This is a genomic window from Thalassotalea agariperforans (assembly GCF_053470345.1).
Genome location: NZ_JBQMWH010000008.1, coordinates 51,701 through 77,760, shown reverse-complemented (window position 1 = coordinate 77,760; position 26,060 = coordinate 51,701). Strand labels below are relative to the sequence as shown.

Below are 26,060 nucleotides of genomic sequence, written 5' to 3'. Positions count from 1 at the left end.
TATTGTTAAAGACTAACATATTAAATAAAGAATAAAAATATCTAGTTAAGCTATGTAAAACAAAAGCTAGCTATAAGTTATTAACAAACAAATAATATAAACAAGGTTGAAAATACCAATAAAAAGTTAACGCTACCAGTGGCTATTTTAAGCTTATAAAACTAGCAGCTTTAAAACAGTGTTTATTGTTATTTGTACGGTAAAATACAAAGTTATCACCAAAAATGATACTCTAACTACCGACAAGTTAACCCTAGCAAATAACCGTAACAAATAACCATAGAAAAATAATATGAACAAAATCCCTTTAGGCATGTACCAACACTTTAAAGGTAATTTTTATCGTGTGTTGCACTTGGCTACCCATAGCGAAACAGAAGAAATAATGGTTGTATATCAACCACAATATGGTGAACAAGACATTTGGGTCAGACCCTTAAGCATGTTTGATGAAACAATCGAGCGTGACGGCAAACAGTTAAAACGTTTTCGGTTTATTAAAGAATAACACGCGAGTTATTAATTATCTGTACATAAGCTATCAGCTCAATACGCGTTCAAGCCCGATTCATTTAAAATGAATCGGGCTGACTAGCGCTTGTACTAACACCATACAAACTGTTAAAAATTATACTGACCAGTTAAACCAACGCTAAGCTAATTTACCACGGCGTTGCTCAAGCGCTTCTCTGACTTCCCGCGCTTTTTGTTCGGTAATTGGATAAGTTGCAACCATCCAAATGGCAATAGATGAAGTGATAATAGGAATAATTACATCGAAAATTCGCATTAAAAATAAAGTTTCTGACGATTGCTGATGCGCTAAAGCAACATCAAAACCAGTAGCATTTAATAAAAATCCACCGGCAAGTAAAGCTAACGCCATACCGAGTTTAACCACCCACCAAAAAATAGAGCCAAACATACCTTCACGGCGTTGTTCGGTATTAAGTTCATCAAGATCACAGACATCGGCAACCATTGAGCCCATTAAAGTAAATAATCCACCTAAACCAAAGGCAATAAAAATAGGTGGAATTAATATTAACATTGGGTTTTCAGGAGTATAACAAACCCACTTTAATGCATAACCAATGATAGAAATACCAGTTGCTAGAAAGAAAGCTTGGCGTTTACCAATAATTGTTGAAATTTTCGTGATTAAAAAGATCACACAAAATGTCGCAATTGCAGAAACGGTACCAGACCAACCTGCGTACTCAGCTCCTAACGATTGGTCCCCCCCAAAAACATAATAAATGATGACATAAGTTTGAAATGATGAAACCAACATAAAGCCGTTAAAAACGAGAAATGTCGCGGCGCATAAACTTAAAAAAGGTTTAAATTTTATGGTGATTAAAAAGCCTTTAAAAAAACCTTTAAAGCTGCCTGAATGTTCAGGTGTTTTAGCTGCCTGTTTAGCGGCATTAACCACAGCTACTACAGGAGATTGCTCTGCAGTTGGATTTTGCTTACTGCGCTCTTTTAAGAAAATTGCGGGTAAAATACCAACACAAACAGTAAAAATACCGATAATAATGGCTAACCAACTTGCACCTTGGATCATATTGTCAAAAAACAGATCTGATTGCATAAACCATAAAAACCAAGGTGCAACAATCCAAGCAAATTGTCCCATAAAATTTTGCACCGCCATGATCCGAGTACGTTCATGATAATCAGGTGTTAACTCATAACCTAACGCCACCCAGGGCGTGGCAAATACGGTATAAGCTAGATAAAATAAAATGGAACCGATAAGAAAAAACCAAAAATAAAACTGTTCACTTTGACCTTGTGGGAATTGCCATAACAAAGCGAAAATAATACCTGCTAATATTGCACCACAAAAAATATAAGGACGTCGGCGTCCCCATTTCGATTTGGTATGATCTGAAATATACCCCATTAAAGGATCAGTTAATGCGTCGGTGAGCCGAGGTAAAGCCCCGAGTAATCCCACCAAAGCAGGATTCATTCCTAAACCTAGGTTTAAAACAATGGCCATACCGCCAATAGCAGCACCTAATAAATTATTGGTTAACGCTCCTAAACCATAGATAAATTTTTGCATAACAGAAATTTTATCGGTGGATTTTGTTGGCTGTTGTTCTATCTGACTCATGGATAAACCCAATTTAATGTTGCTGTTATATGCTTGTTATTGCGAACTGTTTTGTTAACTTGTTTTCATTAACCATTCTTATTATTCACCTTTACCATAACTTTTTTTATCAGTGTATACAGATAAAAACGATGAGTTGGACAAATACAACGACAAAGCGGTTATCTAATAGCTAAAAACCAAGCATATTCGAAAATCCCTTAAAAAAATCCGCCCTAACTTAAATTTAGTCCATCTGGTCTTATTTAATTTGAATAATCATGCTGTAACAATAATAGTTAGCAGTGATCAAACTTTCCGCTGACAACAGCGTAGTGATAATACTCAATAATCCTTAAAGAAATGCAATGACAAAAAACACGCTAAGCATAAAACTTAAACACTTAATTAGCCAAATGACACTTGCTGAAAAAGCAGGACAAATGAGCCAAGTTTCTGGCTGTCATGGCCAAATAACTGAAGATTTAGCAAACAATATTCGTTTAGGTCTTGTGGGCTCTGTAATTAATGAAGTTGAGCCGAATACAATTAATGAATTACAGCGTATTGCTGTTGAAGAAAGCCGTTTAGGGATCCCATTATTAATTGGCCGAGATGTTATTCATGGCTTTAAAACCATTTTCCCAATTCCATTAGCACAAGCGGCAACTTGGTCGCCTGAGCTTGTTGCAGCGAGTGCTGAAATAGCTGCGCTTGAAGCAGCAAGTATTGGTGTTAATTGGACCTTTGCGCCAATGATCGATATAACACGCGATCCACGTTGGGGGCGAATTGCCGAAAGTTTAGGTGAAGATCCTTACCTATGTTCACAATTAGGTAATGCTATGATCAAAGGCTTTCAACAAGACGATTTAAGCCAAACCGGTGCCATTGCCGCTTGTGCTAAACATTTTGCCGGTTATGGTGCGGCTGAAAGTGGTCGTGATTACAATACCACCAATATTTCTGAGCATGAATTACGAAATGTGTATTTCCCTCCATTTAAATCAGCAATTAATGCCGGTGTTGCCACTTTTATGTCAGCATTTAGCGATTTAAATGGTATTCCCGCCTCAGGTAATGCGTGGTTAATGAAAGATATTCTCCGTACTGAATGGCAATTTAATGGCATGGTTGTCAGTGACTGGGAATCTATCTCGCAGTTAAGTATTCATGGTTTAACTGAAAATGATAAACATGCGGCTTATGAAGCAATTAACGCTGGTATTGATATGGAAATGGTTAGCCATACTTATCAGCAAAATATAAACGAACTGATTGATGAAGGTAAAATTACCGTTGCACAAATAGATCAAATGGTAGGCCATATTTTATCTTTAAAAGAGCAATTAGGCTTATTTGACCAGCCTTATACAAAAACAGAGCAATTTCCGCCATTAGCTAACCATGAGCATTTATTGTTAGCAAAAGAATTTGCAACCAAAAGTTGTGTGTTATTAAAAAACCAAAACAACACCTTACCACTTTCCACATCTAAGCTTAACAATATTGCCGTTATTGGCCCATTAGCCGATGATGGTTATGAACAATTAGGCACTTGGATATTTGACGGTGAAGAAAAACACAGTATTAGTTGTTTATCGGCACTAACAAGCTTGGTTGGTAGCCATGCTAAAATAGAATTTTCTCAAGGATTATCAACCTCTAGGTCTACTAAAACTGAAGGCTTTGCTGATGCCGTCAATAAAGCCGCTCAAGCCGATGTTGCACTAATGTTTATGGGCGAAGAATCAATTCTTTCCGGTGAAGCACATTGCCGTGCTGACATTAATTTACCAGGGAAACAAGCGCAATTAATTGACGAAATAGCAAAAACAGGCACTCCTATTGTGCTTGTGATCATGGCAGGACGCCCTATTACGTTAACCCAAGTTATTGATAAAGTGGATGCCATCTTATTTACTTGGCATCTAGGCTCAATGGCAGGACCTGCGATCACCGATTTATTATTTGGTTTACAAATTCCATCGGGTAAATTACCCGTTACTTTTCCACGTTGTGTTGGCCAAATTCCTATTTATTACAGCCATAAAAATTCAGGAAAGCCCCCTAGCGATGCCACATTTATTCATATGAATGATATTGATGTCCGCGCTGAGCAAACCTCATTGGGCATGACTGCAACCCATTTAGACACGCATTTTTCGCCACAATTTCCTTTTGGTTTTGGTCTTTCTTATAGCCGATTTAGCTATCACAACTTGCACATTGATAAAACCGAATATCAACTTGATGAAATCATTCACGTTTCTGTTGCTGTAACTAATATTGGTAATTATGCCGCCGAAGAAATAGTGCAACTCTATATCAGAGATCCCGTTGCTAGTGTCACTCGGCCAGTAAAAGAGCTAAAGGGCTTTCAACGTGTTATGTTAGAAAAACAACAAACCAAAACGTTAACATTTCAATTAAGCCATAACGAATTAGCGTTTTATAATAATAAAATGGTGTCGGTTGTTGAGCCTGGCAAGTTTATTATTTACGTTGGTGGTGATTCAACCACTCAATTATCAACCGAATTTTTAATTATGTCTCAACAATAACATGCTAAAAGCCAATTTGGTTTTACCGAGAGAAGACAGATAAAACATCGCGTTCAGTAGGAAAATACTATGTCATCAAAACTGCTAGATAAGTCGATAAAAATAAAAGTTGAGAAACTTTTAGCCCAAATGTCTTTAGCTCAAAAAATCGGTCAAATGACTCAGGTAGAACGCCAAAGCTGCACACCTGAGCAAGTTAAAAAACACCATATTGGCTCTGTATTAAGTGGCGCAGGTTCGGCTCCTGGCAATAATGATGTTAATGATTGGCTAACAATGAATGAAGCTTACTGGCAAGCTTCAATGATGCATGATGATAAACATCTCGCGATCCCAACACTTTATGGGGTTGACGCCATTCATGGCCATAATAATCTTAAACATGCGACCATTTTTCCACATAATATTGGTTTAGGGGCAGCGAGAGATCCTGAGTTAATTGAAAAAATAGCTCGAGTAACCGCAAACGAAGTATTAGCAACTGGCGTCGAATGGACTTTCGCCCCAAATTTAGCAGTCGCCCGTGATAACCATTGGGGCAGAACTTACGAAAGCTTTTCAGAAGATCCTGCTATTGTCTGCCAATATGCTGAAAAATTAGTTGCCGGCTTACAAGGCGATCTTTCAGAGCAAGGCGTAATTGCCTGTGCTAAACATTTTATTGGTGATGGCGGGACAAGTCATGGTATTGATCAAGGCAATACCCAGTTAAGCTTTGAGTTATTAGACAAGCTTCATATTGCTCCATACTACCATGCAATTAAAGCTGGTGTTTTGACCATTATGGCGTCATTTAGCAGCTGGAATGGTAAAAAATGCCATGCCAATAAAATGCTGTTAATTAATACCTTAAAAAGAAAAATGGGCTTCAATGGCTTTATCATTTCTGATATGGAAGGCATTGATTATTTATCCGATGATTTTTATCAAGCGGTCGAACAAGGCGTAAATGCTGGCATTGATATGTTTATGATGCCGGAGAATTGGCAATTATTCATTGAACACTTAACACACCATGTTGAGTTAGGCTCAGTTTCTATTAATCGTATTAACAACGCTGTCAGACGAATACTGACGGTAAAATTTGCGTATGGCTTATTTGACTCCCCTAGCCCGAAAAATCGTCTATTAGCCAAGAAAAATATTATTGGTTGCCAAAAGCATCGAGATGTTGCCCGAGAAGCCGTAAGAAAATCATGCGTTTTATTAAAAAATGAAACAAACACATTGCCGCTTAATAAAAATCAAAAAATATTAGTTGCAGGAAAAAGCGCAAATAGTTTAGCAAACCAATGTGGTGGCTTCACCATAAATTGGCAAGGTTTTAACCATAATAAAGAGTTATTAGGTGCTACTAGTATTTGGCAAGCCATCAAAAAACAAGCCAAAAATGCAACATTAAGCAAGCAGCCTTATGCCGAAGATGCAGATCCAAACCTTCACGATATTGCCGTGGTAGTTATTGGTGAAACCCCTTATGCCGAAGGTTTAGGTGATATCAGAGAAGGTAATGATACGATTATTGAAACAGGTTCATTAGTACAAGGGAAACTCAATGTTTTGTCACCTTATGGCCGTACTTTAGCATTAGCTCAGCTTCATCCAGAAGATCTAAAAACCATTAATAATATTAAAAATAAAGGTATTACAGTGGTTGTGATTTTACTTTCTGGTCGAACCTTATTAATTAACCAAGAATTAGCGGCGTCATCGGCTTTTATCGCCGCATGGTTACCCGGCTCTGAAGGTGAAGGTGTCGCTGATGTATTATTTGGCGACTACTCTTTTCAAGGTAAATTATCTTTTACTTGGCCTAAAAAGTCACACCCAACGCTTAATATTGGTGATGCCGATTATCAGCCATTATTTCCGTATGGTTATGGGCTATAATTAATCCTTTAATAAACAGCAAATAAAACACCGTTTAAAGATACAACTAAAGCCTATCATTTAATTGAGCTTTAATGCCATTGAGGACAATATTTAATTGTATCGCCACCAAATCAAAGTGACTCATTAAAATATCAAAGTCTTCATTAGCATTGATCGCTTCATCAAGTATCTTGGTTTTTTCAAACAGGGTAATAGCACCTATAGAGCTGGCAACGCCCTTTAGGGTATGTGCTAAATGTTTAGCTGTTAACACATCTTGGCTTGCCAGTGCTTTCCTTAGTTTATCTACATCTTCACCATGATCTTGATAAAACATGATCAAAATTTCGTTAAATAATCCTTCGTCATCCAACACATTTTTTAAACCAACAGAAAGCTCAATGCCTGGATATTTTTCTTGATTGTTACCTTGTGAGTTTAACTCTTCCGCAACATCTGAATTATTCACCACTTTATTTCTACCTTCTGATTTTGCTTGATACAAGCCTTCATCGGCTAATTTCATTAACTCTTCTAATGTTTGAATATTACTTTGATTAGCAGCAAGTCCAACACTCGTGGTTATTTGAATAACTTTGCTTTGATCAGGTGTGATCGGAAATTGAAAGTTCTCAACTTGTACTCTAAAGCGCTCACATGCCGCGATAGCTTCATGCAGATCAGTATTAGGTAAACAAACTGCAAACTCTTCGCCACCAATGCGAGCAACTAAATCATAATCTCTAAAATTGGTAGTTAAAATTTTAGCAAAACTTCGTAAAACAATATCACCTGCTTCATGCCCGTAGGTATCATTGACCTTCTTAAAAAAGTCAATATCAAACATAGCAATCACAACAGGATAATCATGTGTTCGATTACTCTGTGTGATCATTTTATTGGCGTATTCATCAAAGTTTTTACGATTGCTCAAACCGGTTAAAAAATCAGTTTTAGCAATTAGCTCTAGCTCCATATTTTTTTCTTTCAAGCGGATTGCGTTACGGATACGAGCTAAAAGCACTTTGGTAATATAGGGTTTAGTAACATAATCACTTGCACCTAGATCTAAGGCATGAACAATTTCGTCCTCGTCGTTAGATGCCGACAACATAATAACCGGTATGTTGTCATATTTATCATGCTCACGGATCCTAGCGAGGGTTGCAAGGCCCGATAAACCTGGCATATAAATATCAAGCAATATTAAGTCAACATCATGCTCACTTAATTGAATAAATGCATTCTCGCCTGAGTCTGCGGTAACAACTTTATAACCATGCTCAGTCAAGTCAAAGTCAATTAACATTAACGTATCGCGAGCATCATCAACAGCTAAAATTGTATACATGGGGTCATTTGCCATGCTTAACACATCCTATCATTATCATGATTTATCAATTAGTTATATACTTGGTTAATAATGGCATTAAATTGTCATATTCTCTAATAAATTGTCGATAAAGTTCAGATAAATTATCAACTTTTTGTTCTTTTGCTGATAATTCAATCGCATTTAACGTATCACCTAAATTAATAAAACTTAAGTTTCTCGCAGAGCCTTTAATTTTATGTGCAATGCTTTTTACTTCCGCTAAGTTATTTTGCTCAATAGCATGTTTTAACTGTGCTTTTACTTGTCCATTATCTTCAATAAACAATTCAATCAGTTTTTTAATCATAGCTTGATTATTTCTCATGCGTACTAATAATTGATTATATTGCCAAGTGTCGCTGTCAGTTAGAACAACACTTGCTGCTTGGTCAACGTTTGTTTCCGTTATTGAATTTGTATTCGCTATATTTAACCAGTGCTGTATTTTTTCCAACAACATAGTCGCATCAACAGGCTTTGATAAATAATCATTCATACCTGCGGCTAAACACTTTTCTTTGTCGCCTTCCATCGCATTGCCGGTCATGGCAATAATAGGTATATCATGTGGAAGTGTTTGTATCTGACCAGAACGGATCACTTGGCTAGCTTCATAGCCATCCATGATCGGCATTTGGCAATCCATTAACACTATGTGATAAAACAAATCTTCTTGTTTTGTTAGAATTTCTATCGCTTCCTGACCATTATTGGCAATATCAGCCGACATACCCCAAGACGATAAAATGCCCATCATCACCGCTTGATTAATACGACTATCTTCCACTAATAAAATATTTATATTTTTAGGCAACGGCAATGGTATATCCTCTCAATTATCAAAAAGCACGCTTTCACGCTCACGCTTTAGTATTGAACCAATTAATTCAGAAACGCTTTCATTAAAACATAAGTTTAAGCATTAAAATACGTTTAATGATTGAGAAAATAGTACAATAACCTAAAATTCTTTCACACCCAAGTCATCTAGGTATAGTGTTCAGCTAAAACAACAGCTTAATGTGCTGCTATATTGAAAATTAGCTATTGGTTGGACAGAAAAACATACTAACTTATGAATTCTAATAATTCAGATGAGTTAAACGGTTTTCGTAATACTGGGTATTGCCACTCTTGTTCTTTTTGGCCAATATAGCCGCTCATAGAGTATATTGTGGCATTGTTATTATGCGCTAACACAAGTTCAACAGCTTCTTTACCGGTAAAGTCAGGCATGATCATATCGGTAATAAAAATATCAACCGGTTGTGATAATGCTAAATAACGCATTAACTCTTCTTTTGAGTTAACGCAATTAACATTCGCCCCCTGGTTTTCTATGTACATGGCAACAAAGTCAGCAATACTCTCTTCATCATCTAGCACTAAGACATTTTTATTTAATAGATTCAATTCTTTAATGACTTTTTTGGGAACTCTAGTTTTTTTTAATAATTCCGCTTTAAAAACAAGTGAAAATTGCGCGCCACCAATATCACTACGACCTTGCACTTTAATTTCACCGTTATGTTTATACATAGTATTGTAAACATTAGCTAAACCAATACCATTGCCTTTATTAACGGACTTACTGCTATAAAAAGGGTCGAATATCTTACTTAATAGATGAGATTCAATACCTACGCCTGAGTCTTTTACATGAACAACGTAACGGTTACCGCCAACAAACTCACTTGATATAATTATTTCTCCGCTAGTGCCTTGTTCTTGAATAGCATCTTGAGCATTAAGCACAATATTAAGTAAAATATTAATAAACTCGCCTTGTGGAAATTTAATAATACATACTTCTTTTGACAGCTTAAATTTGAGATTAATTGTCGTTAATAACAATTGTTTAAATAAATATTGGTTATCCATGATATCTTTATCAGGATCAAATTGAACAATTTTGACAGTTTGTTTTCGGGTAAAAGCTAATAAACGTTCAGTGATTGATTTTCCTTTATCTATCGCATTTTTAACTCGGTCAACATAACTGACAATATCTTTTTCGCCCTTTAATAATTTTAGCTCCAGCATTTCTACGGAGCCTAAAGCAACCCCAAGCACATTGTTGATATCATGAGAAACATTACCAAACGTATTACCTAATAATGTTAAGCGGTTGCTGATCATTTGCTGTTGTTCTTTACGGAATTTTTCGGTGACGTTTTCAACAATCCAAATATAAATTTTTTCATCGGGCTCATAAGTCACTGAAAAATCATAAACGGTATTGTATTGATCAAAACTGATGTTACTTTCTTTAACTTGTCCTTGCTCTCTCGCTTTCTTTTTATAATCAATATACTCTTCAATACTGAAATTAAGATAACTAAATAAACCTGAGGGTACATTGATACATAACGGGGTTAGATCTTGATAAATAACGTTATCTTTTTCATCAATAAAAAAGATAGGCACACTGATAGTATAATTAACAATGGCTAATAACTTTAACTTTTCAATATTTTGAACTTGTTTAGTGATGTTACGAAAGACACCGATAATACCAACAACATTACCATTCGTATCAACTTCAATTTCACCAATTGATTCAACTTTTACCCGCGTATTATCACTGCGAACAATAGTACCTTTGCAAACAAAGCCTGTTTTATCTTTAATTGCTTTTTCAATGCATTGTTGAATGATTTTTTTGTCTTCAGGTAAATAATAATCTAAATAATTTAGAGTTGATGGAGTATACGTTTCTTCATCAACCCCATGTATTCTAAAAATACCTTCAGACCAAAAAAGTGAATTATCGTTAAAATCAATACGCCAAAAACCTGAATCATTCATTTTTTCATACAAGGAAAGATAATGATTTTGTTCTTGCAACAATTTATATGATTTGTCTGGCGATACTTTTAAGAATTGACTTTTAGTTGTACTTAAGCGATTAGGGGTTAAATACGTTGTTGATTCGATAAAATCAAATAATAATAAATATTCATCAGCCAACTTAGATTTATTAATACTGACTTTACCTAATAAATCATCATCATTTTGGACAAAATCCAACAGATCATTTTCTGTTGTTTTACTTAAGGCTTGAGAAAAATTATCGCTAATTAATCCAGGTAAAAATAGCGAACATGGCTTATTAATTAATGATTTTTTTTGATAATGAGAGCGCTCAATAAAAGTATTATTAATCGCGAGAACAATTCCTTTGTCATCAACAACAATGGCAGGCAAAGGAATATCATTGATGTTTAACGAAATAGACTGACTCAAAACAACTCATCCTCTTCTTCAATTAACACTTCTGAAACTTCGGTGTTAAGTGTTTTAAGCTGCTCGACACTTAATAAAGCTTGATCTAAAAAGCCCGTGACTTCCATAAAATTAATATCATCTTGAGAATGTTTTTTTAACGCGCTATGCACAAGATTCATTAAGTATTCTTCTTGCTCTTCATTCATATCAAGGACATGAAAGCTGGTACCAATGTTCTGGACAATTTCATTCATAATTTCTTGTTGATGATGCTTTGAAATTTCTACCATTTTTTTCGTTTTGTGAACGGCTTGCGCTATTTGTTCTTGCACACCAATCAAAGCATCTTTGTAAATTAAAAACTCTATTCGAGCGCCAATACATTCGATTACCGACGCTAGTGCGTCGATATAAATATCCGTATCAACACTATCTTCTTCTAAATTTAAGATAAGAATCGAGACTAAAGTGTGATTAAAAATAGTACGTGGCCCAAATCGGAACAGACGAGGTTTTTCATGAAGTAATTTCATGACATCTATTTCTACCGGGGAGCAATAGCCATTGGTTGAACTGTAAAATGTGGGTTGGCAATCAAGCGGATAAAATGAAATACAACCTTTTAAATTCATGCTGTATAAAAAAGAAAAAACTTCATCTCTTATTTTTTCAAGACTAAAACATTGATTAAGTCGCGACGTTAACTGCATACAGCTGCCATATTTAGAGGCCTGTGCCATCGATATGTTAATCACGTTATCTTTTGATTTTAGCTCGCTTTCAAATGTTTTAATGCGGCACTGGTAATCAATAAGTTTTGATAGTTTATTCGCCAGCGTAAATAATGAAATGGGTTTCGACAAGAAATCATCGGCACCACAAGACAAACCATTAAGAATCGCCTCTTCTGTTGCTAATCCCGAATATAAAACAAAAGATTTTGCCGCTGTTTGATTTGTTTTATTCTTAGATATCCAAGTAGAACCATGCTCTTGACCAATAAATTCGTCTACTAAAGCAATATCAAAATTTTCACATTCATGCACGATTGCATCAGCTTCAACTAAACTAGTTGCCGTTTGGACAAAATAATGATCTTCTAAAGCTTCTTTTAATAACGCTAGATATACTTCGTCATCATCAATAATTAATATCCGTGATTGTGTCATTTAACTACTTCCCTATATACCAAAATTATCGATAGTTTTTTATTTATAAACCAATACTTAACTTAATATTAGTGCAATTTTTTTAAGACACAAATCGAAGTTTATTTATCTTTAAATAAAATAAGTTTTACTCATAATTATTTCGTAATTCGGTGGTAAAAAAGACAACCCCAATCGATATATAGGGGCAGGATATGATATTTTTTATTAACAGAATTTAGCGATAAAAAGCTAGTTAGAAGTATACATTTATAGAAAGGATAAAAAACTCAAATGACATAAACACCTTTTAGCATGTCATAGCGAAGCAATTAGGCATTTTTATTAAAAATTATAATAAGCTTTAAGCTTAAGGTTTTTCCCATAAAAAAGACGCTTCAACTAAAGTACCGTTTTCATAATAATTAACCGAGTTAGATAATTGTTTAACTAATTCTATACCACGACCACTTAACTTTTTATTGACACTTTGCTCTGACGTTTTGTTTATAAATTTACTAATATTAAAACCTTTGCCACTATCCTTAATTTTTATCACAATTTTACCAACATTTTTTAACTGGTATAACTCAACATAAATATCAATATCACCATCAACTAATTGGTTTAATCGTGTTTGACGTTCAGCAAAATATTGAGCAAAGCCTTCTGGAGAGTCTTTTAAGTCTGAGCTCAAACCTAGCACACCATGATCTAAAGCATTTGTAAAAAGTTCGGTAAAAATAGTATAAACAACCTGCCAGTGTTCCCCTCTGCCTTCTATATCTTGAATTTGATTCATAATAATCGGGATCGGGTTAACATTAGCTAACTTTTCACCGGTTAAGGTTAAGCTACAAAACCAATTAGGCTGGTCAATAAACGAAACTGCATCTAAATGACTTATATTATTAAACGCAACGGGAACATTCTCGCTTTCCCAACCCCCACAAGGTAGCTCGATAATTGACAAGTCATCTTCTTGTGGAACCTGTTGGCAAAACTCACTCACTTGTGCCATTAAATAGTTAGCGATACCGCCTTGTTTCGCGCCTTCAATAATCGCACTTTCAAAGCGATGTTGTTCAAACATTTCCCCCAAACTATTTCTCGCCTCAATAATGCCATCACTGATCATAACGATATTGTCATCATCAACTACTGACTTCACCGATACACCAACATCAGGGAGCAGCTTAGCCATTACTCCTAAAGGGGGATGACATGATGAAATCACATCATTTATCTGACCTTGGTTATTAATTAAATAAACGTCGGGTAAACCTGCGTTGAAAATATAGGCTGATTTATCATGTGCTGAAATACTGACAAAAGCGGCAGCTAAAAATAAGTCTTGTGGTAATAAGTTATACAGCTGTAAATTAACTTGCGAAATAATTTCATAAATTGAGAAACCTTTTTTTGTCATCGCTCTAAAGGTTTCAGCCAGAGGTATTGCGCCAATTGATGACCTCAATCCATGACCGGTAAAATCACCTAATAGCACATTAACATCACCGTTAGGACAAAGTGCGGATAATTGAATATCGCCACTAAACAAGGTTGCCGCTTGTTTAATAATTTTTATTCTATCAACCGAAAAATTACGTGATTCAATAACACCAGACATTAATTTTTCAGCTAATTCAGCATCTTGTTGTTGCGCTTGTTGTAAGCTTTTTACTTGGCTATATAGGTCACTAATTCGTTGAATGGATTTAATTTTTGCTTTAAATACTTCAGGTGAAAATGGTCGAACTAAAATACCATCACCACCGGCATCAATACTTTCAATATAGGCCTTGTCGGTGTCTAAACTGGTAATGAAAATTAGCGGAGCTAGCGAACCTTTTGATATTTCTTTTATCTTTCGAGTCGCTTGATAACCATTCATTATCGGCATGTTAATATCCATCAGCACAAGATCAGGCTGATGTTCGATATATTTTGCTACTCCTTCTGCGCCGTCATTGGCAGTAACAACTTGATAGCCCTCTTCAATCAATAAAACACTTAGCAACTTACATTGCATAGCAGAATCATCAACAACTAAGGCTAACTTTCCATGTTTAACATTCAACATAAGTTATGATTCAATGGTTAATAAGCGATGAAATTGCGCTATTTGTAAAATTTTATACACGGTTTCACTTGGTTTACTAATAACCACGTCCGCTGAAATATTTTCCGCATAATCTTTTAATAATAAAATCATGCCGAGCGCTGAGCTATCCATATAGGTTGTTTTACTTAAATCTAACGTAAACTTTGCCGGTTTTATATCATGTTTTGAATACGACTCGCGAAAACCTTGATGAAGCGAAAAATCAAACCTGTCTTCAATTTGAATATTAACGTCTTTACCATCCTCGGAAACTTCTTTTGTAATTCCCATATATATTTGCTCCTTATTTTTAAAATAATTCTATATCGCCTTCGTCTAAAGATGTTTGGCTAACACTTCGTTTCGACTCTTTATCTTGTGACGCATGGCTAAGTTTAATACATTGCTGCGTAATTGTGTCTAAGGTATCACTATTTTGTAATTTACCTGCTTGCGCTAAACTATCAATTACCCCTTTAAATTCAGTTAAATGCTCAAGATTATCTCTTAAAGAGTTAAGCGCTTGATAAGTCAAATCTTCAAATTGAAGACTTCTAACCCCCAAAGCAACGGCATCTTCAATTTGAGGTGAAATTGCTAACAGTTCGGTTAGCTGAGTATCGGTTCGACCTTTAATATCATTAACGAGCCCCATCATGACACCCATTTTATTTTTTTCGGCTATCGTTTGTGTCATATCAGCCGATGCAATAACTTCAACAGAGGCTCTTAAATTTTCAATAGTTACTTTTGCGCTACTAATTTCTTGCCTAATATCTTGATTTAAATCAGTTGAGCTTAATGACAAGGCTCTTACCTCATTAGCAACAACCGCAAAGCCTCGCCCAGCATCTCCTGCTCTTGCCGCTTCAATCGCTGCATTTAACGCCAGTAAATTTGTTTGGCTGGCTAAATTTTCAACCTGTTCAAGCAATGAAAAAATTCGCTCAAATTGCGATATCATTTCATCGGTATAGTTCATTGTTTCTAATGATTGTTTACTGGTATTTATAATAACTTTAACAAATTCATCTAAGGTTTTACTTGAGTTATCAACAAAGGTTGCTAACGAGGTTTCATCTTCATCACCAATATTAGCGTTTTGTGAAACTAACTGATTTAACATGTCATGCTGCTGATAACTTAATGCTTGTAATGACTTAAATGTATCTGATAAGCCCATTGCCGCATTTTGAATAAAACCTGTCGTTCTATTGATTTCATTTTCAAAAACCTTAATTTCATGCTCAAGGAATTGTTGAATACTTAATAACGACGTCGCAACTAATTCTTTATCTACCTGTTCTAACTGTATTTCTTGTTGCTCGTTTTGTCTAATTTTAAAAACATATTTAATTAATTGCATAGATAAACAAGCAAGTAATAATATAAGCGTTAAATAAGGTATATTGACCAGAGCCTCATTAATTATAGCGAGAACCAAGCCAATGATAATTAATGAAGATTGATCTTGTTTAATCAACATATAAAGCCTTTGCCCTTTTATGTTGAGGTAATTTAGCAAAAGCTAAAATATTTTTCGCAATATCTTTTAGTGAAAATTCATCGGTATAAGCATGTAACTTAGCTGCACTCCCCGGCATACCCCAAATCAAGCTGCTTTGCTCATCTTGAATAATAGTTCTTGCGCCGGCCTGTTGTAAATTTAATAACCCTTTTGCACCATCACTCCCCATGCCAGTTAGAACAATCGCTTGAACATTTTTAGCTATAGCAACCAATGAATTAAACAATACATCAACAGCAGGTTTATGCCGATTAACTTCTGCTGAATCATCAAGCACACAAAACAAAGCATCACCTTTGCTTTCAACTTTTAAATGTCGATCACCTGGAGCAATATAAACATGACCGGGTAGAATTTTCTGACCATGCTTGGCCTCATGCACTTGCATCGCACAAAGGGAGTTTAACCGACTAGCAAAACGGGCACTAAAGGTTGGCGGAATATGTTGCGCTATCACAATGGGGGGGGAGTTTTTAGGCAATTGAATTAAAACCGACTTAATTGCTTCTGTTCCTCCGGTTGAGGCGCCTATAGCGATAATATGATTTTTATCAGCGCCTTCAAAGGTTAATTCAAGCTCGGAACTGGGTTTAGATAACTGCTGATTTAATTGATAATTTTTATGATTAACAGTAATTGCATGTTTAATTTTATCAATAAGTAGGTCTTTAAAACTCGCTTTATTGGCAATTAACGACTCAACACTCGGTTTTGCGATAAAATCGACAGCACCAATTTCAAGTGCTTGGAGTGTAATATCTGCACCTTTAGTGGTTAATGTCGACAACATAACCACTGGCATCGGCCTTAACCGCATCAAATTACTTAAAAAAGTAATACCATCCATTTTGGGCATTTCAACATCAAGAGTTAACACGTCAGGGTTCAGTTTTTTAATTAACTCACGAGCAACTAACGGGTTTTCCGCTTCACCAACAACCACAATGCTCTCATCTTGTGATAGTAGTCCTCTAACAATTGCTCTTATTACCGAAGAGTCATCAACGATTAATACTTTAATTTTATCCATAAAACCTCTCGTTAAAACAACTCAACGTCGCCATCAACCTCATGATCATCAATACGTTTACGATAGTCTGTTTCTCTACGGGCGATGGTATCATTATGTAAATTGTCTAACCGCTTAACAAAGGCACGCCCTGTTTGCGGTTCAAATAACACTTTTCTTGGGTAAGACAACCCCAGATCGGAACTAACAATTTCAATGTTTTCTTGCTTTAAATAGCTTAAAACAAAAGCAATGTTTCGCTCGCCAACATCTGACATTTTTTTTAATACTTTACCGCCACCAAACACTTTAGCTTTTAAATTAACCTTTCTGCCACCATATTTTAAAATAGTGTTAATTAAATGCTCCATCGCAAAGTTACCATAACGGGTTGAATCCGTAACTAAACCTCGGCTTCCCCAGTTCACTTCATGTGCCTCTTTATCGGTTAATGGCAACATAAAATGATTCATTCCTCCAAGTTTTGCTCGTTCATCCCAAAGACAAGCGGATATACATGAGCCTAAAGTTGTAGCAATGGTGATAGGTTCTTTAGTCATATAAAATTCACCCGGTAGAATTTTAGCTACGATACTATTTCGTTGTTTATCCCAATAATGATTAACATGTTTAAATTCGTCTAAACAGTTTGCTAACTCTTCATTTTTTTTACTTAACTGATTTAAGATCATGTTAATACCTGATCAGGCTTTCTAAAAATGGTTCGGCCAACATTGCTAAAGTACTTTTGATAACTGCCTAAATTTTCACTATGCCCTAGTATTAAAAGCCCTCCTGGCGCTAATAAATCATAATAGCGAGCGAACAACTCTTGTTGTGTTTCTTTATCAAAATAAATCACAACATTTCGACAAAAAATCACATCAAAAGGGCCTTTCATTGGCCACTCGTGTAACAAATTTAGTTGCTTGAAGGTAATTAATGATTGCAGCTCATTATTCACTTTAATTTTATTACGGTTAGCGTCTTTACCCTGTTTAAAAAAGTTTTTTTTAATATTTAGCGGTAAAATATCGTCTTTATCAGGATAAATACCACTTTTAGCTTTAGCTAAAACATTACTATCAATATCGGTAGCAAGTATTTTTACATCCCATGAAGCTAGATGGGGTTTCATGGTTTTCATCACGGTCATCGCGATACTGTATGGTTCTTCCCCCGTTGAACAAGCAGAAGACCAGATTCTGATCTTTTTTGTTCCACGCTTTATCAGCCTAGGTAATTCAGTTGTCGCCAAATAATCAAAGTGATGATGCTCTCTAAAAAAACTCGTTAAATTCGTGGTAATGGCGTTAATAAAATAGTTTTTTTCTTGTTCCGGATTATTTCTTAATAACTGACAATATTGTGAAAATGACTCGAGCTTTCGATCTCTAATAATTCGAGTTAAACGACGATAAACCATTTCCCGTTTACTGTCGTTTAACACAATACCCGACGCTTGATAGACAAATTGACAAATAAAATTAAAATCTTTGCCGGTTAGTACCGCATCACTATTACGAGTAATTGTCATACTTATTTAAAACTCTTCCCATTCTTGATCGCTAGGGGTCACCGGACGCGAACGTTTTGGTGGTTGTTGAGGTGTTACCGCTCTAACATGAGTTCTATGACTTGTTTTAACAGGAGATTTTATTTCTTCGCTACCATTATTGAAAAAAGCCACTTGCTCTAGTAATAATTGTGCTTGCTCTTCCATTGCTTTACTCGAAGCACTTGCTTCTTCCACTAATGCAGCATTTTGTTGTGTCATTTCGTCCATTTGACTGACAGCAGCACTTACTTCACCTATACCGGCAGATTGCTCTTTTCCAGCACTGTCGATATCACTGATCATTTTACTCACTTCTTCAATCGCTTGAACCAGTTCAGTAAAGGTTTGTCCGGTTTCATCAACCAGCTTAGTACCTTGTCCTACCGCTTCAACACTATCGTTAATAAGGCCTTTTATTTCTTTTGCCGCGCCGGCAGAACGTTGTGCTAGATTACGAACTTCTGCTGCAACAACAGCAAAACCGCGCCCCTGCTCTCCGGCTCTAGCCGCCTCAACAGCCGCATTTAACGCTAACAAGTTAGTTTGGAATGCTATTTCGTCAATCACACTAATAATATCGGCAATTTTTTTACTCGACTTATTAATATCGCTCATGGCGGTGATCGCATTTTTAACCACTTCACCACCATTACTGGCTTTATCCATAACAGAAGTCGATAATTTACTTGCTTCACCGGCATTTTCAGCATTTTGTTGTACTGTACTGGTTAGCTCTTCCATGGCTGAAGCGGTTTCTTCTAAACTTGATGCTTGTGATTCAGTACGATGACTTAATTCATCGTTACCTGCGGCAATTTCTCTGGCGGCATCAAAAACGCTAGTGGAAGCATTTCGTATTTCTTCAACCATCGAACTTAAGTTTTCAATTGAACCATTCATGGCTTGGGCTAAAGCTAAAAATTCACCTTCATATTCACCATCCATTGTTTGAGTTAGGTTACCTTCTGCTAACATTTGTGCCGTTGAAATAGCATCATTAATTGGCGCAATAATAGAATCCATTAAACTATTGATATTATCGCCTAAGCCTTTCATAAAGCCTTCATATTGACTGGTATCAATTCGACTATCTAAACGTCCACTTATAGCGGCATTGATCAAACCGTCAACTTGGTTTTGAGCATCTTTTTGTTCTGTTAGGTCTAACCATTGCACAGCAGTACCAACATGATTACCTTTATCATCTCTTAAGGCGATAGCGATCAACTCAAATACTAGGCCAGCAACACTGATTTCAGTTTTATAAGGTAAATTATCGGGATTACCCAATAAATTTTGTTGGTGAGCTGGATTTTTATGGAAACTATCAAAATTAGTGCCTACAACCCGATCAACACTAAAAGCAGGTAAAGCTGATTTTAATGCTTGCTCACGTCTTCGTAACATCGACAAAACAGAAGGATTGGCATAAACAATTTTACCGGTGGGATCTGCCATCATTAGATTAGTTGTCATGCCTTCAACTGCGGAAGATAAACGCCCCACTTCTATTGCTTTATTGCGCGCATCAGTGACATCCTGCCACTCCAATGAATTACCAATATAATTACCATTAACATCATTGATTGCCGTTACATTTAATTCAAAAATCAAATGTTCAATTTTAATATCCGTTTTCCATGGTAAATTTGTTGGGTCATCTAATAGCTTTCGCTGATGGGCAGGATTAGCATGAAAACCATCAATGCACATTCCGATAATTTTATCGGGTTGAGCACTAAAACCAGGCCATTTTTTAGCAAATGTCACTTCATGTTCTTTTAATAACGTCAGGGTCGCGGTATTAGCATAAGTAATAATAAAATCTCGATCTATCATCATACAAGGTGTACCTGATTGCTCGATAGCCCCTTGCAATTGTACGGCTTTGTTTTCTTGTGCTCTGGCTTCGGTAACATCCTGCCACTCTAACGAATTACCAATATAATTACCGGCGGCGTCATTAATTGCCGAAACGTTAAGTTCGAAAATTAACGTTTCAATGTTAATATCCGCTTTCCACGGTAAATTAGTAGGATCGTCTAATAATTTCCGTTGATGCGCTGGATTTTCATGAAATATATCAATACAAGCACCGATGACATTTTCTTCACTGGCACTAAATTCAGGCCATTTTAAACGAAATACCGCTTCATGCTTTTTCAACAGAGACAAAGTAGCGTTATTTGCATAATTAATAATAAAATCTCTATCTATCATCATAATAGGTGTCGCTGACTGATCTAACGCACCTTGTAACCTTACTGCTAAATCTTGCTCTTTATTCATCGCATCATCCGTTATGTTTTCTTCAGAATTATCTAATGTTAATTGATAGTCCTCTGCCGCTTTTATCATTGTCGACGAAAGTACCTTGTAAACGGCTAACCAAGCACGTTTAGTGGTGATGTTAAAATCATCCCCCAAACCGGCTTCTAAGGTTTTAATTAATGCAGTACCAACCGTATCGTAATGTTCAGAAGTAACACCATAGCCAACATGCCGCTCACCAAGTTGTTCAACCGCTGGTATTAACTTTTCTGGTTGAGAAAGCAACTTAACCGCCGTATCAAGCATGGTCATTAATTTTTTGCCTTGTACTTTCAGATCAGACTTAAACAGTTTTTTTAAGCTTGGATCTAACTCAAACAAGGTGCTATAGAAAATTTCGGCTGCTTGTTCTGAAATGGGTTTAACCTTTTTCCAACTGGTTTGAACTAAACTAATTTGCTTTGGAGTCATCTGTTATTTTCCTTAATAACTATAGTTGTTAAGAGGTTGCTTCAGCTCTTTTTAAAGGGTTGGTTTGGTATAATTCGTTTTCATCGAGTAATGAATTCATGGCTAATAAAATAACCAGCTTGTCTTCATAATTGGCTAAACCATGCAAAAAACAATTATCGATAGCATTACCAAAGGTTGGCGCTTTACGAATAGCTTGACGGCTAAACTTATAAACGTCTGAAACTGCATCAACAATAATGCCTACCATCATAGGTTTATCTGGATTTTGACTTTTTAAAATAAGGGTAACGGTTTGCTCGTTGTAGGTTAAAGCTGGCTTACCAAAGCGTAATCTAAGATCAATTATTGGAATAATTATGCCGCGTAAATTAATCACTCCTTTAATATATTCAGGTTTATTTGGCAATTCGGTGACAGAGCTGAGCACGCGAATTTCTTGCACACATAAGATATCAATGCCATATTCTTCACCGTCTAACATAAACGTTAAGTATTCTTCTTCGATCTCAATCATGTTTTGGGCCTTGATGATTTATTTTATGTTTTTCAATTTCTTGTAAGGCAACAACATTTAATAAAGTAACTACTTTTTCGCCGACGTTAACTATGCCTTGAATATAATGATGGGCAATAGAACCACCAAATGAAGGGGAATTTTGAATGTCTTTTTCATCCGCATTTAACACATCAGATACCGCATCAACAACAAAACCAATAGTACGTGTACCTGTATCGTTTTCGACGGTAAGTACAATCACGACAGTGATCTCAGAATAAGTAACCTCACCAATAGCAAATTTCATCCGTAAATCGATAATAGGAACAATCACACCACGCATGTTGATAACCCCTTTTACATAGTCTGGCGAATTAGGAATAATGGTGGGCTGCTCCCAACTGCGAATTTCTTCAACACATAAAATATCAATGGCGTATTGTTCTTGCCCTAAATTAAAGGTTAAATACTGTTCACCACTGGTGATAAAATCAATCCCTTCAAGAGAGTGCTCTCCTTCTGGCGGAATATCCTGAGCAAGTGCTTGAATGTCCATTACACAGTCTCCGATACTAAATTGTCAGCTCGTTGAGAATGCTGCGATTTTTTCATTGCCATGGCGATCATCCCTGGAATGTCTAAAATCATCGCAACAGAGCCATCACCTAAAATAGTGGCTCCGGAAATACCTTCAACTTGTTGATAATTATCAACCAAACTTTTAATCACCACTTGTTGTTGGGCTAATAAATCATCAACCATCAACCCTACTTTTTGACCATCAGACTCAACCACAACTAATAATGAGTTATCAACTTCAGTATTTTCAGCGGTCAAATTAAATAATTGATAAATAGGTAAAACGGGAACATTGTCTTCCCTTAAGCGATACAACACCATGTCACCAGAAACACGATTAATGAGCTTAGATTTAGCTTGTAAAGATTCAACAATAGAGATCAAAGGAATAATGTAAGTTTCAGTACCTACTTTCACTAATTGCCCATCTAAAATAGCCAAAGTTAAGGGTAAGTGCACTTTAAAAGCACTGCCTTTATTTGGTTCTGATTGCACTTGAATACGGCCACCAAGTGATTGAATGTTACGTTTAACAACATCCATTCCAACACCACGACCAGAAATATCACTTAGTGTTTTAGCCGTTGAAAAGCCAGGTTCAAAAATCAAATCAAATACTTGGCTATCAGTCAGCGAAGTATTTTCATCCACTAATCCTTTTTCCATTGCCTTATCAAAAACCGCTTGTCGGTCAATGCCACCACCATCATCACGAATTTCAATAACAATATTGCCACCTTGATGATAAGCATCGAGATAAATTGTGCCTTTGGCATCTTTACCATTGGCGATCCGTTGTTCAGCCGGTTCAATACCATGATCAACGGCATTGCGAACCAAGTGCACGAGGGGATCACCAATTTGTTCCATTACCGTTTTATCTAATTCGGTTTGTTCACCTTTAATAATTAACTCAATGTCTTTACCCGTTTTTTTCGATAAATCATGAATTAAACGAGGAAAACGATTAAAGGCAAAACTGATTGGCAACATACGAATACGCATAACACTTTCTTGCAGCTCTTTCGTATTTTGTAACAACTGCTCTAAACCCGAGGTTAATCGTTCAATTTTTGCCAGTTCAAAGTCATTACCAAGCTCTGATAACATTGATTGTGTGATCACCAACTCTCCCACTAAATTGATCAGGCTATCAACTTTATCAACCCCTACTCGAATAGATCCTGCATCTGGTTTTGATTTAGCAACTTTTGTTTCTTTAACCGTAGTCACCGTTGTTGGGGTTACGGCTTCTTCTGAACTTGCCTGTTTAACGGAAGATTGAACAGGCTCTGCCACCTCAGCGGGTTCTTGTTCAGCAATAGGGTTTTGCTCATTACTTTCTGGAGGCAACTTGCCGATCGTAAGCTGGCATTCATCTTCTACCCATTCAAAAATTTCACGTATCTCTGCTTCACTTGCGCTTGTCACTAGTGTTATTGACCAGTATAAATAAAGCTCTTGTGCATCAATATCATGTAGATCGGGAACAAGCTCGTTATGACAAACAATCGATGTTTTACCTAACTCATTTAACGCATTAAAAAGAAAAATGGGATCATTGCCCGTTTTTACTAAATGATGCTCGGGAATAAATTCTATTTGCCAGCTGACTTCGTCATTCGCTATAGCCTCTGGCTCCTCACTAGGATCTGCCGGACTAGTTTCATTTAAGGTATCGGTAAGTAACTGTGAAGTTTCTGTTATTTTAGGATCTGTGCAAGGGACTTGTTCTTTATCAGCATCGATTAATAAACGAATACAATCAACCGACTCCAATAATATTTCAATATCTGACTGGCTAATGTCTCGACGACCGTCACGCATTTCATCTAATAGTGTTTCCACTAAATGCGTGAATTTAGTGACTTGATCAAAGCCAAAAGTTCCTGCTCCACCTTTAATAGAATGAGCAGCACGAAAAATAGCATTAATAGCGTCAAGATCACCTGGCTGTAAATTCAATAAACCAGATTCCATCACCTCTATACCTTCATAACTTTCTTCCAGAAAAGAAGGTAAGAATTGCGCAAGATCTATGGTCATAATTTTACCTTACAACACGTTTGATGGTAGCTAACAACTTCTCTGGATTAAAAGGTTTGACTAACCAACCGGTTGCTCCTGCCGACTTTCCTTTCATTTTCATATCGCCTGAGCTTTCTGTTGTTAACATTAAAATAGGAGTAAATTTAAATGTCGGTAAGGTTCGCAACTCTTGACACAAAGTGATGCCATCCATGTTTGGCATATTGACATCTGAGATCACTAAATCAAAAGTCCCCGTTTTAGCTTTAGTTAAACCATCCAGTCCATCTTTAGCCTCCACTGTTTCATAACCAGCACTTTTAAGCGTAAAACTCACCATATCGCGGATAGAGTTTGAATCATCAACAACCAATACTTTTGTCATTAGGTTTCCTTATGAATTTACTTATTTAGATAACTACTTATTTAAGTAACGACTGAGGTCAGAGCTAGCTAACCCCAGCTGCTTAATACTCTCTATTAATATCGGTGTTTTAATTTGCCACTCAACCTCAATACCTTTAGCTAACAGGTGATGAATTATTGCTAATAATAATTGCACACCTACAGTGTCAATCTTGATTAATTTTTCATCATTGATAGTAACTTTAGTGGCAGTGTCAATTTGAGAAATAACCTGATGTTTATATTCCTCAACACGCGCAATAGATAAGTCATCGGGGAGTTCAAGAGATATTAGTTCCATTAATCAATAAGCCAAAGTTCCTGTCTGTGTAATAAAATATATTTCAAAAATTGATTAAATCAAGAAAATCAATGAAATAAATAAAAAGGGAGTTTGATTGCATTGAATGAACATTCGCTAAGCCATTAAAATTTAGCGCCACATTTAGTTTTTTCGGTACATTGAAAGTAATAAGTATTATTCGCGATGAAAAATTGATTTAATTTGATTCTCTATTTATCTTTATTTTTACCAATCGTTAAAAGTAAAAAATAACAATGCCTAATGACGCTCTAAAAGGATCTAGTGCCAAAGTACCTAGCCAAATTTTTCGCTGGTTTGAGAAAATGAAAAGTAATTATGAAAGCAGTGTTAATACTGTTTTACAACGGTTTGAGCTATTTAGTGAAAAACAACAACATAGGCTTGATTCAGCAAATAAAGCGCATATAGAACAATTGATGGCATCACACCAACAACAGCTAGCCCACAAAGATGAATTGATCGCCAAACTTGACGATGAATTAAACTTTTTTAAACAGCAAGTAGAAAAGCAGCAAGAAACTCATGCGCAGCTTAATGCCAGATATGACGCAATTATCGGCTGCTTATTAAACGATAAACGTGATGAGCTAAAAGTTAGAGATATTTTTAACGATGATGAAGTAACCACTGTAGATGTTGAAGAAAGCAAAACGGCTTTCAATGAAAAATTAACAAATAATGAAAAACTTTCAGGTGCCTGTGAATTATTTCAACAAGCCATAAGCCATCGTGAAAATAAAGCCTTTACCCAAGCTTTTGTTTTATTTGAACAAGCTGCAAAACAATTAAATGCTAAAGCCATGGGCGCTTTAGGTCGTGCCTATTTTTTAGCAGAAGGCGTAGAAGAAAATCAAACATTAGGATTAGCTTGGTTAATAAATGCCGCCGATTTAGGTTTACCACAGGCAGTAAAAAGGGTCGAACAACTCAAAGCTGCCGACCCTTTTTTATATAACCAAGCTGTTGTACTAGCTAAAGATCTATAAAAC

The 26,060-nt window shown here is 36.0% G+C and carries 21 protein-coding genes; 4 read left to right on the top strand and 17 right to left on the bottom strand.

The genetic code is table 11. The annotated features are described in order from the left end of the window. Window positions 1–292 precede the first annotated feature (292 nt). The gene (locus ACSLUO_RS11760; protein ID WP_448248728.1) at window positions 293–508 is read left to right on the top strand and encodes a DUF1653 domain-containing protein; all 216 of its coding nucleotides are present in this window, start codon (window positions 293–295) and stop codon (window positions 506–508) included. 144 nt (window positions 509–652) lie between these two features. On the opposite strand, the gene ACSLUO_RS11755 is transcribed toward ACSLUO_RS11760, so the two are convergent. Then, on the bottom strand, window positions 653–2,128 hold the full coding sequence (locus ACSLUO_RS11755) for an MFS transporter (protein ID WP_448248727.1): 1,476 nt from the start codon (window positions 2,126–2,128) through the stop codon (window positions 653–655). A 347-nt stretch (window positions 2,129–2,475) separates the two neighbouring features. On the opposite strand from ACSLUO_RS11755, the gene bglX reads away from it, so the two are divergent. Together bglX and ACSLUO_RS11745 are read left to right on the top strand one after the other, a co-directional pair. Beyond that, window positions 2,476–4,671, top strand: coding sequence for a beta-glucosidase BglX (bglX, locus tag ACSLUO_RS11750; RefSeq protein WP_448248726.1), 2,196 nt, complete (start codon window positions 2,476–2,478; stop codon window positions 4,669–4,671). Between the two features lie 69 nt (window positions 4,672–4,740). Further along, window positions 4,741–6,561, top strand: a complete 1,821-nt coding sequence (locus ACSLUO_RS11745) for a glycoside hydrolase family 3 protein (protein ID WP_448248725.1) — start codon at window positions 4,741–4,743, stop codon at window positions 6,559–6,561. A gap of 46 nt (window positions 6,562–6,607) precedes the next feature. Here ACSLUO_RS11745 and ACSLUO_RS11740 read toward each other — a convergent pair whose 3' ends face one another. From ACSLUO_RS11740 to ACSLUO_RS11665, 16 genes are all read right to left on the bottom strand, one after another. Further along, complete coding sequence (locus ACSLUO_RS11740; RefSeq protein WP_448248724.1) at window positions 6,608–7,909, bottom strand: diguanylate cyclase; 1,302 nt, start codon at window positions 7,907–7,909, stop codon at window positions 6,608–6,610. A 31-nt stretch (window positions 7,910–7,940) separates the two neighbouring features. Continuing rightward, window positions 7,941–8,738 carry a response regulator gene (locus tag ACSLUO_RS11735; RefSeq protein WP_448248723.1) on the bottom strand — a complete coding sequence of 266 codons (798 nt, stop codon included), beginning with the start codon at window positions 8,736–8,738 and terminating at the stop codon, window positions 7,941–7,943. 248 nt (window positions 8,739–8,986) lie between these two features. After that, window positions 8,987–11,164 (bottom strand): hybrid sensor histidine kinase/response regulator, encoded by a 2,178-nt coding sequence (locus ACSLUO_RS11730; RefSeq protein ID WP_448248722.1) that lies wholly within the window; start codon window positions 11,162–11,164, stop codon window positions 8,987–8,989. Beyond that, entirely contained in the window at window positions 11,161–12,315 is a 1,155-nt protein-coding gene (locus ACSLUO_RS11725) for a response regulator (RefSeq protein ID WP_448248721.1), read from the bottom strand. Before ACSLUO_RS11725 ends, ACSLUO_RS11730 begins: the two co-directional genes overlap by 4 nt. 349 nt (window positions 12,316–12,664) lie before the next feature. Then, window positions 12,665–14,377, bottom strand: coding sequence for an ATP-binding SpoIIE family protein phosphatase (locus tag ACSLUO_RS11720; RefSeq protein WP_448248720.1), 1,713 nt, complete (start codon window positions 14,375–14,377; stop codon window positions 12,665–12,667). 3 nt (window positions 14,378–14,380) lie between these two features. Continuing rightward, entirely contained in the window at window positions 14,381–14,689 is a 309-nt protein-coding gene (locus ACSLUO_RS11715; RefSeq protein ID WP_448248719.1) for an STAS domain-containing protein, read from the bottom strand. Window positions 14,690–14,708: 19 nt separating this feature from the next. After that, window positions 14,709–15,884, bottom strand: a complete 1,176-nt coding sequence (locus ACSLUO_RS11710; protein WP_448248718.1) for a methyl-accepting chemotaxis protein — start codon at window positions 15,882–15,884, stop codon at window positions 14,709–14,711. Further along, on the bottom strand, window positions 15,874–16,956 hold the full coding sequence (gene cheB / locus ACSLUO_RS11705) for a protein-glutamate methylesterase/protein-glutamine glutaminase (protein ID WP_448248717.1): 1,083 nt from the start codon (window positions 16,954–16,956) through the stop codon (window positions 15,874–15,876). The genes ACSLUO_RS11710 and cheB overlap by 11 nt, the downstream gene beginning before the upstream one ends. An 11-nt stretch (window positions 16,957–16,967) precedes the next feature. After that, entirely contained in the window at window positions 16,968–17,627 is a 660-nt protein-coding gene (gene cheD / locus ACSLUO_RS11700) for a chemoreceptor glutamine deamidase CheD (RefSeq protein ID WP_448248716.1), read from the bottom strand. Continuing rightward, window positions 17,624–18,472 (bottom strand): CheR family methyltransferase, encoded by an 849-nt coding sequence (locus tag ACSLUO_RS11695; RefSeq protein ID WP_448248715.1) that lies wholly within the window; start codon window positions 18,470–18,472, stop codon window positions 17,624–17,626. The genes cheD and ACSLUO_RS11695 overlap by 4 nt, the downstream gene beginning before the upstream one ends. A gap of 6 nt (window positions 18,473–18,478) precedes the next feature. Further along, window positions 18,479–21,235: a methyl-accepting chemotaxis protein gene (locus tag ACSLUO_RS11690; RefSeq protein ID WP_448248714.1), complete on the bottom strand. Its 2,757-nt coding sequence runs from the start codon at window positions 21,233–21,235 to the stop codon at window positions 18,479–18,481. A 28-nt stretch (window positions 21,236–21,263) separates the two neighbouring features. After that, entirely contained in the window at window positions 21,264–21,752 is a 489-nt protein-coding gene (locus ACSLUO_RS11685) for a chemotaxis protein CheW (protein ID WP_448248713.1), read from the bottom strand. After that, window positions 21,745–22,290: a chemotaxis protein CheW gene (locus ACSLUO_RS11680; protein ID WP_448248712.1), complete on the bottom strand. Its 546-nt coding sequence runs from the start codon at window positions 22,288–22,290 to the stop codon at window positions 21,745–21,747. Before ACSLUO_RS11680 ends, ACSLUO_RS11685 begins: the two co-directional genes overlap by 8 nt. After that, window positions 22,290–24,359: a chemotaxis protein CheA gene (locus tag ACSLUO_RS11675; protein ID WP_448248711.1), complete on the bottom strand. Its 2,070-nt coding sequence runs from the start codon at window positions 24,357–24,359 to the stop codon at window positions 22,290–22,292. The genes ACSLUO_RS11680 and ACSLUO_RS11675 overlap by 1 nt, the downstream gene beginning before the upstream one ends. Before the next feature lie 4 nt (window positions 24,360–24,363). After that, window positions 24,364–24,726 carry a response regulator gene (locus ACSLUO_RS11670; RefSeq protein ID WP_448248710.1) on the bottom strand — a complete coding sequence of 121 codons (363 nt, stop codon included), beginning with the start codon at window positions 24,724–24,726 and terminating at the stop codon, window positions 24,364–24,366. A gap of 33 nt (window positions 24,727–24,759) precedes the next feature. Next, complete coding sequence (locus ACSLUO_RS11665; protein ID WP_448248709.1) at window positions 24,760–25,047, bottom strand: STAS domain-containing protein; 288 nt, start codon at window positions 25,045–25,047, stop codon at window positions 24,760–24,762. A gap of 257 nt (window positions 25,048–25,304) precedes the next feature. Between ACSLUO_RS11665 and ACSLUO_RS11660 the strand changes: the two genes are divergently transcribed. Further along, window positions 25,305–26,057, top strand: coding sequence for an SEL1-like repeat protein (locus tag ACSLUO_RS11660; RefSeq protein ID WP_448248708.1), 753 nt, complete (start codon window positions 25,305–25,307; stop codon window positions 26,055–26,057). Window positions 26,058–26,060 lie beyond the last annotated feature (3 nt).